This window comes from Planococcus sp. TJ-302 (genome assembly GCF_058268455.1).
Genome location: NZ_JBZDOI010000005.1, coordinates 18610 through 33166, shown reverse-complemented (window position 1 = coordinate 33166; position 14557 = coordinate 18610). Strand labels below are relative to the sequence as shown.

At 46.8% G+C, this 14557-nt stretch carries 15 protein-coding genes and 1 pseudogene; 9 read left to right on the top strand and 7 right to left on the bottom strand.

Annotated features, from left to right (window positions below; all coding sequences use genetic code 11):
• Window positions 1-136 precede the first annotated feature (136 nt).
• From AC4EHB_RS16030 to AC4EHB_RS16015, 4 genes are all read left to right on the top strand, one after another.
• Complete coding sequence (locus tag AC4EHB_RS16030) at window positions 137-1231, top strand: carbohydrate kinase (RefSeq protein ID WP_490982044.1); 1095 nt, start codon at window positions 137-139, stop codon at window positions 1229-1231.
• A complete protein-coding gene (locus AC4EHB_RS16025; RefSeq protein WP_490982043.1) occupies window positions 1228-2148 on the top strand; it encodes a pseudouridine-5'-phosphate glycosidase in 921 nt (306 codons plus the stop codon). Before AC4EHB_RS16030 ends, AC4EHB_RS16025 begins: the two co-directional genes overlap by 4 nt.
• 113 nt (window positions 2149-2261) lie before the next feature.
• Window positions 2262-3569 carry an FAD-dependent oxidoreductase gene (locus tag AC4EHB_RS16020; protein ID WP_490976618.1) on the top strand — a complete coding sequence of 436 codons (1308 nt, stop codon included), beginning with the start codon at window positions 2262-2264 and terminating at the stop codon, window positions 3567-3569.
• A complete protein-coding gene (locus AC4EHB_RS16015) occupies window positions 3566-4546 on the top strand; it encodes a class I SAM-dependent methyltransferase (protein WP_490982042.1) in 981 nt (326 codons plus the stop codon). The genes AC4EHB_RS16020 and AC4EHB_RS16015 overlap by 4 nt, the downstream gene beginning before the upstream one ends.
• Window positions 4547-4591: 45 nt before the next feature.
• Here AC4EHB_RS16015 and AC4EHB_RS16010 read toward each other — a convergent pair whose 3' ends face one another.
• Together AC4EHB_RS16010 and AC4EHB_RS16005 are read right to left on the bottom strand one after the other, a co-directional pair.
• Window positions 4592-4813, bottom strand: coding sequence for a DUF1128 domain-containing protein (locus AC4EHB_RS16010; protein WP_135505169.1), 222 nt, complete (start codon window positions 4811-4813; stop codon window positions 4592-4594).
• 58 nt (window positions 4814-4871) lie between these two features.
• Window positions 4872-6233, bottom strand: coding sequence for an alanine/glycine:cation symporter family protein (locus AC4EHB_RS16005; RefSeq protein WP_490976620.1), 1362 nt, complete (start codon window positions 6231-6233; stop codon window positions 4872-4874).
• Between the two features lie 200 nt (window positions 6234-6433).
• Here AC4EHB_RS16005 and AC4EHB_RS16000 point away from each other — a divergent pair, with 200 nt between their 5' ends.
• Window positions 6434-6916, top strand: a complete 483-nt coding sequence (locus tag AC4EHB_RS16000; protein ID WP_490976621.1) for a YtxH domain-containing protein — start codon at window positions 6434-6436, stop codon at window positions 6914-6916.
• A gap of 20 nt (window positions 6917-6936) precedes the next feature.
• Window positions 6937-7845 (top strand): YihY/virulence factor BrkB family protein, encoded by a 909-nt coding sequence (locus AC4EHB_RS15995; protein WP_490976622.1) that lies wholly within the window; start codon window positions 6937-6939, stop codon window positions 7843-7845.
• Window positions 7846-7870: 25 nt separating this feature from the next.
• Here AC4EHB_RS15995 and AC4EHB_RS15990 read toward each other — a convergent pair.
• From AC4EHB_RS15990 to AC4EHB_RS15980, 3 genes and pseudogenes are all read right to left on the bottom strand, one after another.
• Window positions 7871-8139: pseudogene (locus AC4EHB_RS15990) on the bottom strand (heavy metal translocating P-type ATPase); the annotation flags it as partial.
• A gap of 341 nt (window positions 8140-8480) precedes the next feature.
• Window positions 8481-8675, bottom strand: a complete 195-nt coding sequence (locus AC4EHB_RS15985; protein ID WP_490976623.1) for an SE1561 family protein — start codon at window positions 8673-8675, stop codon at window positions 8481-8483.
• Between the two features lie 607 nt (window positions 8676-9282).
• The gene (locus AC4EHB_RS15980) at window positions 9283-9666 is read right to left on the bottom strand and encodes an OsmC family protein (protein ID WP_490976624.1); all 384 of its coding nucleotides are present in this window, start codon (window positions 9664-9666) and stop codon (window positions 9283-9285) included.
• A gap of 79 nt (window positions 9667-9745) precedes the next feature.
• Between AC4EHB_RS15980 and AC4EHB_RS15975 the strand changes: the two genes are divergently transcribed.
• Entirely contained in the window at window positions 9746-10942 is a 1197-nt protein-coding gene (locus tag AC4EHB_RS15975; protein ID WP_490982041.1) for an MFS transporter, read from the top strand.
• Window positions 10943-11020: 78 nt separating this feature from the next.
• Here AC4EHB_RS15975 and rlmD read toward each other — a convergent pair whose 3' ends face one another.
• A complete protein-coding gene (gene rlmD / locus AC4EHB_RS15970; protein WP_490976626.1) occupies window positions 11021-12388 on the bottom strand; it encodes a 23S rRNA (uracil(1939)-C(5))-methyltransferase RlmD in 1368 nt (455 codons plus the stop codon).
• A gap of 41 nt (window positions 12389-12429) precedes the next feature.
• The gene (locus tag AC4EHB_RS15965; RefSeq protein WP_490982040.1) at window positions 12430-13329 is read right to left on the bottom strand and encodes a TIGR01777 family oxidoreductase; all 900 of its coding nucleotides are present in this window, start codon (window positions 13327-13329) and stop codon (window positions 12430-12432) included.
• Between the two features lie 93 nt (window positions 13330-13422).
• Here AC4EHB_RS15965 and recX point away from each other — a divergent pair, with 93 nt between their 5' ends.
• Complete coding sequence (gene recX / locus AC4EHB_RS15960; RefSeq protein WP_490976628.1) at window positions 13423-14229, top strand: recombination regulator RecX; 807 nt, start codon at window positions 13423-13425, stop codon at window positions 14227-14229.
• Window positions 14222-14554, top strand: coding sequence for a YfhH family protein (locus tag AC4EHB_RS15955; protein WP_490982039.1), 333 nt, complete (start codon window positions 14222-14224; stop codon window positions 14552-14554). Before recX ends, AC4EHB_RS15955 begins: the two co-directional genes overlap by 8 nt.
• Window positions 14555-14557 lie beyond the last annotated feature (3 nt).

Below are 14557 nucleotides of genomic sequence, written 5' to 3'. Positions count from 1 at the left end.
CCTTCATCCTTATCATTTTAGCAATTTTCAGATTGCCCTGGCAATGTTTTGGCAATAAAAGGACGAAATAAATAACTTGCAAAATAAATTATAAAAGTTTATATTATAAACAAATGTTTAATTAGGAGGTGGAATTGTGAACAGGAAGGAAATCGAAGTGCTGGAATTGATCCGGAAAAACCCATATTTATCCCAACAGGAAATGGCGGAGCAGTTGAGAGTTTCGAGGCCGACAGTGGCAAATCTGATTTCCGGATTGATCAAGCAAAGGAAGATCGCCGGACGTGCGTACATTCTGCCCGAAGAAGATACAGTAATCTGCATCGGGGGCGCGAACGTAGACCGTAAATTTCGCTTGGAGCATGCGGCGCAGATGGGTACTTCCAACCCGGCTAGCGTAAGCCGCAGCATTGGCGGTGTAGCGCGCAATATCGCTGAGAACCTTGGGCGCCTCGGCCATTCAGTGAAGCTCATGTCAATCGCAGGAAATGATCCGGAATGGAACATGATAGAAGAAGCATCCAAATCATTTATGAACACCGAATTGACGAAATTGGACGACACTTTGTCGACGGGCACCTATACGGCAGTGCTGGAGCCCGGCGGTGAAATGGTTTTCGCCATGGCTGACATGGCAATTTATGATGCCATGACGCCCCAATACATTCGTCGCAGCGAACCAGACCTGTTATCGGCTAGTTTTATTGTCGCGGATTTGAATTGTCCGGCTGAAACACTTAAGGAAATCCATAAGCTGGCAAAGTCAAAGAGAATCCCTTTTGCTGTTATTCCGGTATCAGAACCGAAAATGAACCGCATGGGCAAAGATTTGATTGGCGTTACGTGGCTGATTTTGAACCGCGGAGAAGCTGGCCGCTTTTTGGGCAGTGATCTTACAACAAAAGAGCAATGGGGGCAAGCAGCTGAAGAGCTTATGCGTCTAGGAGCTGAACATGTCGTGATCACTGGCGGCAAAGATGGCGTCATTGCTGGGGCAGGCGGCACCGTTCGCCATTATGCAGCACACCCAGTACTCGATATTGTAGAAGTGACGGGAGCTGGCGATGCATTTTCCAGCGGCATCATTCACAGTTACCTGGCTGGCCAGCCATTTGACAGCAACATTGAAGCAGGGCTTGCCAATGCGGCAAAAACCCTGCAAAGCGCATTGACTGTGCGCAGCGATTTATCCGCTGAACAATTACAGCGAGAACTGGAGGAACTAACATGACAAAATTAGTAGACATGATTTCTTATTCAACTGAGGTAAAACAAGCAATGGACAATAAGCAAGCGGTGGTGGCACTCGAATCGACGATTATTTCTCACGGCATGCCGTATCCTCAAAACGTTGAGACAGCACGCATCGTAGAAGCGATTATCCGAGATAACGGCGCAGTGCCTGCAACAATCGCTATCATGGACGGAAAAATCAAAATCGGTTTATCTGATGATGAATTGGAGCTTTTAGGAAATAGCCCGGATGTAGCAAAAGTATCGCGCCGCGACATCGGGCAATTGATTGCTACGAAAAAATTGGGTGCTACTACAGTAGCGGCAACAATGATTTGTGCAGAACTGGCAGGCATCCGCGTATTCGCGACTGGCGGAATTGGCGGAGTCCACCGTGGTGCTGAAACGACAATGGATATTTCAGCGGACCTTGAAGAATTGGCTTCGACTAGCGTAGCTGTTGTTTGCGCAGGTGCGAAATCGATCTTGGATATCGGGCTGACACTCGAATATTTAGAAACGAAAGGTGTTCCGGTCATCGGACACCAAACCCTTAAAATGCCCGCTTTCTACACACGCGACAGCGGATTTGACTTGACGTTCCGCGCAGACGATGTGGCAACGATGGCAAATGTCCTTAAAGCGCAATGGGACCTTGGGCTTGAAGGAGGAGCAGTTATTGCCAATCCGATTCCAAAAGAACATGCACTGGAAGAGTCTTTTATTACCGGCATCATTGAACAAGCAATGGCGGAAGCCAAGGCGCAAGGCGTAGCAGGCAAAGAAGTGACGCCGTTCCTGCTTGGCAAAGTGAAGGAATTGACGGGCGGCTCAAGCTTGGTCGCGAACATTGAATTGGTGAAATACAACGCCCAAGTCGGCGCGCAATTAGCTGTAGAACTAAATAGGCTATAGGAAGCGATTTACGGGAAGCCCTCCAAAAGAGGGCTTCTTTTTGCGTTATCCCGCCGTTTTTGTGTTTTCAGGGACTGGCATTACGGGTACAGAAAAACAAGGAGCTGAAATGCATGAAAACAGATGTATTTATCAGTGGCGGCGGAGTGGGAGGCTTAACACTTGCCCTGAAGCTGGTCCAACGGGGAGTGGATGTCGTAGTAGCTGAGCGGCTGACCAATAAGACCCCTGTATATAAAGGTGAATTATTGCAGCCGAAGAGCATGCAGATTTTCGACCGCCTTGGCCTGTTCGACGCAATCCATTCACGCGCCAATGAAATCAAAGTGCTCGATATGCTGGAATTGTCAAGTTCCCTGAAAGTAAGGGACCAGTCATATATGGATTACAGCGTGTTGCCTGGCAAATACGATTCGGCTTATATGATCCACCATGAAGAGTTGAAAAAAGTTCTGCGAGATGCCGCTTCTGCATATAAAAGTTTCCATTATTTCAGCGGCACCGCCTGCAAGGGGTTTACGGAAAATGCAGCGATTTTGCAAAAAGGTGATGACAAGTTTGAAGTCGAAGCCGATTATTTCATCGGCGCGGAAGGACGCACATCGGTAACGCGCAAAGATATGGGCATAGAAGTGAAGCAGACGCTTTATAACCATCATTTCCTGACAGTCACTTTTCCAAGGGCGGAAAACTTCAGGGATGGAAAGATCATCTCCACGTACAACCGATTTCTCGGTCTGTTTCCATTGCCTGATCAGCAAGTGCGCAGCGTTTACCTGATACCTGAAGGCGATTACCAGGAACTTAAAAAAAAGCCAATCAGTCATTTTCATAAACTTTATACGGACTTGGCGCCAGCCGTGGACGGTTACGTCCAGCAGTTGAAAGACTGGAAGAAGATCCAGCTGATGATACCGGTAATGTACCACGCGCCTTCGTATGTAAAAGGCAATAAAGTGATTATCGGAGATGCCGCCCACGCGGTCCATCCGATGGCAGGGGAAGGCATGAATATGGCAATCCAAGATGCTGATGTCCTCGGAGAGCTATTGGCCGATATGATTGAACACGGCGAAGCTGCCGACAGTAATTTGGCTTGGTATGAAAAAGTTAGGTACCGGCGGGCTGAACATGTGATCCAGCTAAGCCACTTGGCTGCGCTTGCCTATTCATTTCCGTTCAAGACGGTGAGCTATTTCCGTCAAAAGACTTTTGAGCGGATGGAAGAAGATTCTGTACTCCACTTTAAGCAAATGCTGAATGTTTCCGGCCTTGGGATGTGGAAAGAGAATTTCCGCGATCGTTTTATCCAAGGTGGAATTATGCCAGTCCGAACCACTGATTTGAAGCCCGATATGAAAGAATTGAAATACTACACCAAGAATGATGATTTTCCGTGGAAAGTGGAGGGACTTAAATGATAGATGTGATGAAGATGTTTACAGCCAGAATGTATATGAAACGGAATGAGCCATTCTTATCGAGCTGGCACGCCTATGTCGGCTACGAACTGGATTTGTTCAAAGCTTTTGGGCGGCCGATGAGCAAATTCGATGTAGCGGATGCGCTGGACCTTGACGAAGATCTGCTAGAGCAATGGATCATGATCGGCTTGTCGATTGGCCATCTAAAAGAAGCGGGGAGAGGCCGCTACAAAATCGCGAATTCCTGGAAGTTGCCTAAGCCGAAAGGCGACAACTCGTCTGGCGTGCTGCTGAAAGAAATGATGGAATTGCATATTCCAACGCTGCTCCAGTACCCAGAGATGATGCGGGAGAAAAAGCGCAGCCATTTTGACGAAGAAAAGCATGCACCGACAGTCGCTGAAACAAGCAGGCTGCTGGAAGTCCTGGCAATGCCGAAAATGTCCAAAAAGATTCGGGACCATCAATTTAAACAAGTGCTGGATATCGGCTGCGGAGAAGCAGGCTATATCAAGAAACTTGCCAAACGTTTTCCTAACACCCATTTCACGGGAATCGAAATCAGTCCGGCAGTTGCAGAGAAAGCTGAGCAGCTGACCCAAGAGGATGCCAATATCGAAATCGTCAATGCAGACCTATGGCATTATCTTCCGGAGCGGCAATACGATATGGTGATGCTGAATAACGTCATCCATTACATCGATCTGGAAAAACGCGAGGCGCTATTTAATGAATTGGCAAGTTGGCTTCATGAAGGCGGGATTTTCTCGGTTGTAACCCCAATCGCCGGCAGCGTTGACGATCCACCGTTTGCCAACGTCTTCAACAGCTTTTTTTCGTCTTTCGATAACCTGTACCGCTTGCCTACACGGGAGGAGCTTGCAGAGTGGGGAGAAGAAGCTGGCCTTAAGCTTCTTGGCATCCACACAGTCATCAAAGAAGGCGGCTGGTACATTGTCCAGTATTCAAAATGAAAAATCCCTTGCTTTCCAAGTAGTTCTTGGATAACAAGGGATTTTTTATTTGCGCAAAGAACCAAGTTCTTTTGCGATGGCCTGCATTTCGTTAGGCGTAATGTTTTCACGGCTCGCGACCATTTCATATAATTCTTTCAAGTCTTCGTACTGAGAGGCATTGAAATGTTCAGGCTTCATAGCATCGACGTTGACCATGCGCAACTTCGTTTTTATTTCTTCGATCATGTATGACACATTTTCGTTTGACTGTTTTGATAGATCCATGATGGGTTCCTGCCTTTCGGTATGGTATAACCCATCATTTCACTGTTCAAAATAAATGTCAATTGCCAGATTGCTGCGCCGCTTTTTCTTCTTTGATTTTTGCGACAACGCGTTTTGTTTCCAAAGCGATGACTCCGGACAAACCAAGCAATCCGATTAAGTTAGGAAGTGCCATGAGCCCATTCATGATGTCCGAGAACATCCAGATGACATCAAGCGATACGGTAGCGCCGACAAATACCATTGCGATAAATGCAATGCGATACACAATAAGAAGCGATGGGTTTTTAAATAGATACTGGAAACATTTCTCGCCGTAATACGACCAACCAATAATGGTTGACGAAGCGAAAAAAATTAGTCCAATGGCCACAATGATTGGCCCAATCGGCCCGAGAAATTGTTCAAAAGCTGCCGTTGTCAGGGAAGAACCTTCTAGGGTGTCGTCCGTGTATAGGCCAGACATGACGATTGTAACACCTGTGATTGAACAGATGATCAGCGTATCAATGAATACTTGCGTCATCGATACCAATGCTTGGCGTCCAGGCATGTCCGTTTTCGCAGCTGCAGCGGCGATAGGAGCAGAACCGAGTCCGGCTTCGTTAGAGAAGACGCCTCGTGCCACACCGTAGCGGATAGCGGCGCCGATTGCTCCGCCGACTGCTGCTTCACCCGTGAATGCAGCACTGAAAATCGTAGCAAATGCCGGACCGATCAATTCAAGGTTCATGACCATGATGACCATCCCTGCAATAATATAGAAAAGTGCCATGAATGGTACAAAATAAGAAGTGACTTTACCAATTGTCTTAATGCCGCCTAAAATGACTGCGCCGGCAAAGACCGTTAAAATAAGTCCAGTGATCCAAGTCGGTACGCTGAATGTGTCGCGTACCACGGCAGCTACAGAGTTCGATTGTGTGCCGTTGCCGATGCCGAATGCAGCAATCGCGCCGAAAATGGCGAATAGCACGCCGAGCCATTTTTGTTTCAGTCCGTGCTCCAAATAATACATCGGTCCGCCGGCCATTTGGCCATTGGCGTCAGTAATGCGGTATTTTACAGCTAAAACCGCTTCGCCATATTTAGTGGCCATCCCGAAGAATGCTGAAAACCACATCCAGAAAACTGCTCCCGGTCCGCCAAGTACGACTGCTGTTGCAACACCGACAATATTACCGGTTCCGACAGTTGCAGCTAATGCGGTGGAGAGCGCCTGGAAATGCGTAATGTCGCCGACGGATTCCTTGTCCTGGTTTTTAGTGAAGACAAGTTTTAAAGCGTAAGGCAGCAAGCGCACTTGTAGTAGGCCAAGGCGGATAGTCAAGTAAATTCCGGTTCCCACCAATAAAATCAATAGCGGGGGACCCCACACAAAACCGCTGACTTCACCTAAAAATAATTCTAATTGCTCCATTGAATCTTCCCCCTTATGTAGTTAAGTCGTATCGCGTACAGTCGAATGCTCACCACCCTTAGAGTTAATATTCCGAAATATTAAACGAAGAGTCAAGCCTTTTCTGAAAAATAAAATTGCAGACAAGTTTAGTTTTCAGATGATTAGGGAAAAAACCACAGTAGACGCAAGTACTACAATTACACTAGGAGGAAATTACAATGAGCCAAAACAAATTATTGCAAGGATTATTAGTAGGAGCAGCACTAGGAGTTATCGTATCGTTATTCGATCGCAAAACGAGAAATGATGTCATGAACAAATCGAAGAGCCTTTCAAGCAACGCGAAATATTATGCCCAAAACCGTGAAGAATTTGTTTCTGATGCTAAACAGCAAGCTGAAAAAGTTCAAAACTTATACTCACGCATTTCGGAAGATGCATCTTACGTAGGCGAAAAAGTGAATGAACTGAAAGGCCTTACTCCACAAGTAAAAGAAATGGCGCTTGAAACGAAGCAAGCTTTTGTTGAAACGAAAGACGCAATTGTGGATACGAAAGATGATGTGGCTTCTGCTTTTAAAGAAGACAACCCATCGCCGACAACTAAGCTCGGAGACGATAACAGCTCGTCAAGCACTGCAGGATCTGGAAATTCTTCAAACAACTTTAACTCATCATCAAATTCTTCAAAAAAGGCTTAAGTCAAATCGAGCCTAAAAACATGGACAACGAATTTAAAGAAACCAAAGAGCGCTTGAATAACCTTGATGTTAAGTACGATGTTACGACGGGCAAAGGGTTTATGAAAGAGCTGAAAAAACGGGTAGCAGATATGGATGTTGTAGGATTGGGAGCGCAGTTAGCGTTCTTTTTCCTGTTATCCATTTTTCCGTTACTCATCTTTTTGATTACGCTATTGCCATATTTAAACCTGAAAAAAGATCAGGTGTACCAATTCCTGATCCAGGTTGTACCGGATGAAATCTATCTCTTGATTGAAGAGACGCTCAACGAGATACTGACCAACCAAAATGGTGGTCTGTTGTCATTCGGTCTTATCGCCACGATCTGGTCTGCTAGCCTTGGTATGGATTCATTGATTAAATCCTTAAACAAATCCTATGGAGTGGAAGAAAAACGCTCGTTGCTGGTAACGCGAGGCATGTCGATTTTATTGACCATCCTGATGATTTTCATTTTGATTGTTGCACTTGTGCTGCCGATTTTCGGGCGCCAAGTAGGGCTTCTCATTTTCAGCTACCTCGGACTGGAAGCAGGCTTTCTGGTATTATGGGGAATTATCCGATACACTATTCCGTTCCTAATCATTTTCATTGTCTGTTCGGTCATTTATTGGATTGCGCCGAGCGTCAAACTGGATGTCCGGAGTGTATTGGGAGGCGCCGTCTTTACCACAGTCGGTTGGCTCATCATTTCCTATGGGTTTTCGACTTATATCAATAATTTTGGGAATTTTTCAGCTACATATGGCAGCATCGGGGGTATCATCCTCATGATGCTGTGGCTGTATATTTCTGCGATGTTGCTTTTGATCGGCGGCCAAATGAATGCTGTCATGCAAGGCAGACGCGATAAATTCTCAGCCATACGAAAAACCCGCGAAGCCTGAAAAGGTTCGCGGGTTTTTTGCGTGTTCAGACATTCCGGTTCAACATCCGCAAGCCATTCAAGATGACCAGGATGGTGCTGCCTTCATAGCCGAGCACGCCGAGCAGCAGCGTAATGGCCTGAAAGAAATTAGAGATGATCAGTACAATGATGACGCCAATGAAAAAAAGATGTTCTTTTTGACAATGCGCTGCATTTTCTTTACCAGACGGATCGAGTAAGCGATGCGCGATAAATCGTTTTTCATCAAGATGATATCCGCTGTTTCGAGGGCTACATCTGCGCCTTCACCCATCAATGGTTTTTTGCTGCCATATTGCGCTTTAACATTGCCGCCGATACCGAATGCCAGTAGATAGACGGCGGGGTAGTAGGCGGAGAGTTCTTGCGTTTCCAAATTGTAAGCCAGGAGGATCAAAATGCCCGCTGCAAAAGCAGCAATCAATTCGCTATTGGTACGAATAAAAGCTATATTTGCGCCTTCTTTTTAAAACTAGAACAATCCTCCGGCCCCCCTTATCTCAGTGGTCAGTACTTTTTCTTCATACCATCATATAGTTATCTAAACTTTTAATCTTTTGAACTGCCTAATAGCAATAAAAAACCGCTGCCCAAAGGCAACGGTTGGTCTACATATTATTGGTCTTCAGTTGGGCGGGATTTGAATTGCTGCATTTTGTCTTCAAGGTCGTCAACCATAGCAATCAGGCGGTCGATGTCTTCAAGTTCCGTGTTTTCCGGTTCGATGGTATCCAATACTTCCAGGAAGATATTCAAGCGTTGTTTCATATAATCAACTTGCTGTTCTTTATTCGTGATGGATTTTCCCATTTGGTACACCTCTTTCCATCCCTAATAATAGAGGAAAAACCGCCTTTTTTCAATATAATCTATATAAGTTGAACTAATGAATATCAATAAGCGATATTCCGCAAAACAGCTACAAAGGTATTGACCCAAGGATTGGGGAAATACCTTTGCGACGAAGCACGAAGTGCTGCAACGCTCTTTAATGTCCCGAAGCTAGCGCAGCGATGCAACGGTTTTTCATGTCCCTTAGCTAGCGAAGCGTTGCAGGGACAGAGACAGAGGCAGAAGCAATCGTCTTTGCACTGACCAAAGTGACCGGAGCGATTTTCATTCTGCTGCTTCTTTGAATCAACTTATATAGGTAAAAAGAGTGAATTATCCTCTTTTAATGTTTTGAATATTTACTTAATTATATTTCTGTGTTAGATTTAGACTAATAACAGCGAGGGGAGGCCGAAGGGAAATCGACGAAACCAATCGTGTTAGAACAATAAGGAGGGGGTTCGTACATTTCGCCGGCAGCTTAGCCGAAGAAATAAGAGCTATGAAAAACCAAGAGAATATTGAAGAAACGTAAAGGCTCAGCCGCGATCTGAAATTCAGACACGGACTGGGCCTTATTTGTTATTTATTGGATAAGTTCGTAGGTTTCAACCACTTCAATGCAATCTTCTACTGAGCGTACCATGGAGCAGTTTTTCCGGGTCAATTGCAGGACGTGTTCCATTTTGGAATCGTCGACATCGCCTTTGATTACAAAGTGGAGATGGACTTTCGCAATGCGCCCAGCTTCTTCGTCGATCCGGACGACTTCTTTCACTTCCACTTGAATGTCGTCTGCCGGCATCCGTTTTTTCTCCAATACCTTCCGCACAATTCCTGCGCTGCAGATCGCCAGTGAAGCGACCATCAATTGGTACGGACGAAATCCAAATTCCTCATTTGTGGAAACGTTCAATGTACCGAACGGCAGATCTCCCGCAAAACCATTTTCTGTCATTGTAAATTTCATCTAAAATCTCCTCCTTGTGTTAAAATTGTAGCTGAATTCTTTTTAAAATCAAAAGAACGTGCTTGCTATAGGAGGAAATATGAAGGATTTATTGAAAAGCGGGCAGGGCCGGTTTTGGATTTTGGTGGCGATCGTTTCCATTTCAGGATTTTCACAAGGCATGCTGCTGCCATTGATTGCAGTTATTTTTGAACAAGATGGCGTGTCATCAGCATTGAATGGACTTAGTGCCACGGGCCTTTATATCGGAACATTGGTTATTGCACCATTCATGGAACCCCAATTGCGCCGGTTCGGTTATAAGCCTTTGCTATTAGTCGGTGGGGGGCTGGTAATCGTTTCGCTGCTGCTGTTTCCACTGTGGAAAAGCGTCTTTTTCTGGTTCGTCTTGCGCATTCTTATCGGCGTAGGCGATCAGGCGCTGCATTTTTCGACGCAGACCTGGATTACCAGTTTTTCTCCTCAGCACCGGCTTGGGCGCAATATCGCGATTTATGGCATGTCTTTCAGCATCGGGTTCGGATCTGGGCCGCTGTTTGTGCCGCTGATTGAAGTTTTTGAAGCATTGCCGTTCATCATTTCCGGCTTGCTGTGCCTGGTGGCATGGTCACTGGTTTTTTTCCTGGACAATGATTTTCCGGAAGTTTCGGTCGGGGCAATGGCGAAGAAAGGGACACTCGGCCGTTTTAAAGCGGCTTTGGTGCTTGCCTGGGTGGCATTTTTGCCGCCGCTCGGCTACGGCTTTCTCGAAGCTTCCATCCATGCTATTTACCCGGTTTATGCACTGCGCCAGTCAATTGAAGTGGGGATGGTCTCGGTCATGCTTGCGGCTTTCTCGTTAGGCGCGATTGCGACTCAATTGCCGCTCGGCGCCTTGAGCGACCGGATCGGCCGGCAAAATGTGCTGTTGTTCGGTTTGATGGGCGGCGCTGTGACGTTTGGTGCAGCCAGCTTTTTTGAGACGCAAGCCTGGCTGACAGTGGCCTTTTTTGCGGCCGCTGGCATGTGTGTCGGATCGATGTTTTCACTCGGCATTTCCTTTATGGCAGATCTGCTGCCAAAAGAATTGCTGCCGACGGGCAATCTGCTATGCGGCATTGCGTTCAGCATCGGCAGTTTATCGGGGCCATTTCTTGGCGGGCTGTTCATCGAACATGCAGGCGGCTTAAGCTTCCTTCTGCTGATATCGGTGATGCTGCTATTGTTGTTTCTACTCATCTTGACACGCGGCAGACGCCAATCGGAACAAGCAAAACAAGCAACTCTGCAAGAATGACGCTGGAAATGAAATAAAAGGGCATGGACAGCCGAATGGCGTCCATGCCCTTTTTGCGTTAGAACAATTAAAACCTGCTTATTTTTTTCTTTCCAGCAAGGTAACCGCTTCGACTTGCGCAGTTTGCGGGAACATATCGACAGGCTGGATGTATTTTATGTCATAGACTTTTGACAATTGCTGCAAATCCTTTGCCAATGTCGAAGGGTTGCACGAAGTGTAAACGAAACGCTTCGGCTGGACCTTCAAAATCGTTTTCAATAACGAATCATCCAAACCGGTACGCGGGGGGTCGACTGTCAGCACATCAGGCACAAAGCCTTCGTTGCTCCACAGTTCGAGCCATTTTTCTGCGGTGCCGGTGACGTATTTCGCAGTCACGCCTTGTTTTTTAGCGTTGGCTTTTGCATCGACCACACTTTCATGGATAACGTCCATGCCGCGGATTTCTTTAGCGCCGTCTGCCAGCCACAAACCAATTGTGCCGACGCCGCAATAGGCGTCGACGATTGATTCGTTGCCGGTCAATTGCGCGGCGCGTTTAATTTCATCGTATAACTTTACTGTCTGGCGCGGATTCAATTGGAAGAACGCGCGTGCCGACAAGTCGAATGCCAGCTCGCCCAATTCTTCGTGGATTGTATCCTTGCCGTATAGCGTGATGGTTTCGTCGCCGAATATCAAAGACGTTTTTTCTTTGTTGACGTTTTGGACAATTGATACAAGATTGGTATCAATTGTTTGAAGTTTTTCCAACAGGAGCTCTTTTTGCGGCAATTTTGCGCGCGTCGTTACAAGAACCAACTGGATTTCACCAGTTTGGACGCCGGTCCGCACAACGATGGTACGGATGATGCCTTTCATCGTTTTGCCGTCATAAATCGGCATTTTCAATTCTTCCAAGATGCGTTTGACCGCATTTGTAATGACAGTGGTATCCGGATGCTGCACAATGCATTGCTCGATATCCAGCAATTGATGCGACCCTTCAGCAAATAATCCGGCAATCACTTTCTGACCTTTTAAGCGGGTCTGAAATTGGCTCTTGTTGCGGTAGCGCCATGGGTCTTCCATGCCAATCGTTTCTTCGACTTTCACGTTGACGCCTTTCAGGTAACGCTCTAAAGCCTGCATGACCAGATCGCGTTTTTCGACCAGCTGCTGGCTGTATTCCAAATGCTGCAATTGGCAGCCTCCGCACGCGTCGTAAATCGGGCAAGGCGGCGTCTGGCGATGGGGGGAAGCTGTCCGCATTTTTAAAATGCGGGCTTCCGCGAAATTGCGTTTGACTGTTGTTATTTGTGCGGTGATCTCTTCCCCCGGCAATGCGCCAGGCACAAACACGACATTTCGTTTGTAATAGCCGATTCCTTCTCCGTTGATACCAAGCCGTTTGATCGTCAAAGGGAATTTCATCCCTTCTTCGATAATAGGTGTTTCGTTCATTCGGTCACGTCCTTCATATTATGCATCCGTCCATTATAGTCTTATTTATAGATATGAGCCAGTGCTGACGGCAAATCCGGAAATTTGAATTGGAAGCCATGCTGTTCGAGCACTGTCGGCAGGGCGCGCTGGCCAGTTAACACGAGGCGGCTTTTGTCGCCGAGCGCAAGTTTTAAAGCGATGCCAGGAACCGGAATCAAATGCGGACGGTGCAAAGCATGGCCGATTTCTTTTCCAAACTCTTTCATTCGCTGCGGCTGCGGCGCAGTAACGTTAAAAGCTCCTTCAAGCTCTTTCGTTTCCAGCGCGAATTGAATCGCCCGAGCAGCATCTGTGACATGGACCCAAGAAACCCATTGCTGCCCGGAACCGACAGTGCCGCCAGCAAATAATTTATAAGGCAGCGCCATAAGCGGCAGCGCCCCTGCATTTTTTCCGAGCAGGATGCCGAAGCGGCCATAGGCGACCCGCACGCCGTGGACTTTCGCATGATCTGCGAGTTTTTCCCAGTCGACAACCGTGCGCGCTAAGAAATCCGTGCCGGTTTCCGGTGAAGTTTCCGTATAAGTGGCCGTTTCAGAAGCAGGGTAAATGCCGATTGCGCTGGCATTGATCAATGTCTGCGGTTTCTGGATCAGCTTGCCGATGATCCGCAGCACTTCTTCCGTCGCTTCCATGCGGCTATTGTAGATTTCCCGTTTCTGCTGTTCGCTCCAGCGGCCATCATTAATGGAAGAACCCGCCAAGTTGACGATGGCATCAATGCCTTCGAGCTGCCGTTCTGGTGTGGCTCCCTCTTTCAGCCATTGGACATATTTGGTATTGGGCGTCGATTCTTTCGGGCTTCTTGTCAAAATATATACGATATGGCCGTTTGTGTGGAAAAGACGCGTCAATTCCTTGCCTAAAAAGCCTGTTCCGCCAGTAATTGCAATCTTCATTCTCATCGCCTCCGTTTCTTCTAATAGTACCCTGAATCGATGCATTTAAGCACTTGAAAGAGTATAATGAATAAGGAAGAGAGGTGCCGGCAGATGCCGATTATTTCTAAAATAACACGGGGCAAGAACAATCCGGAGAGATACAATATCTACCTGGAGGAAAAGTTTGCTTTCAGTGTCGATGAAGCAGTGCTGATCCGGTATCAGCTGACTAAAGGCAAAGAAGTCGACCAATGGACGCTCGAAGAAATCAATTTCGAAGACGAAGTCCGCAAAGCGTATAATAAAGCCCTTTATTACCTGGGGTTCCGGATGCGCAGCGAAGGCGAAGTGCGCAAGAAACTGAAAGAAAAAGAATTTGGCGACGCCGTTATCGACGAGGCCGTCAAAAAACTATATACATTTAATTTTTTGGATGACCGCGCATTTTCAGAAGCGCTTATGCGGACGCAAGTGAAATCCAGCAAAAAAGGCCCAAAGGCCATCCAGCAGGATATGCAAAAGAGAGGGATTGATAAACAAGTGCAAAAAGACGTCTTGGATTCCTATTCTGAAGAACAGCAATTAGAAGTCGCCAAAGGGCTGGCGGAAAAAATCGCCGCAAAAGAAAGTGCGAAGACGCCAAGCCAAATCAAGCAAAAAATAAACGATTCGCTGATGCGCAAAGGCTATTCATACACGCTCATCAAGCAGGCAATTGCTGACCTGGACTTGGAGAAAGATGAAGACCAGTGGACGGAAAGCGTCACCGAGCAAGGCGATAAATTATGGAATAAGCACAGCAAGAAGCTCTCGGGCCGTGATTTAATATCGAAAGTGAAGCAAGGGCTTTATCAAAAAGGCTTCCCGGGCGAAGTTATCAGCGAGTACGTAGAGAAAAAGGAGCAAGAAGATGATTGAAGAGAAACGTTACAGCGATATGAATGAACATGAATTGCGAGCGGAAATCGGGCGTTTGAAAGAAAAGGCACGAAAAGCGGAACAACTTGGCATCGTCAACGAATTTGCGGTGCTTGAACGAAAAGCTGTCATGGCCGCTGCGTATTTGCTGGATCCGGAGGATTTTAAAAAAGGCGAGGTCTACCGCATTGAAGGCGACCCCAACGTCTATTTCCAGATTGATTATTTAAATGGGCGTTTCGCTTGGGGCTATCGCCTCGGTGGAGAAAAATACACAGAAGCGCTGCCGATTTCGATGCTGCGCCCGCTGAAAGAAGGGAAGTAAACG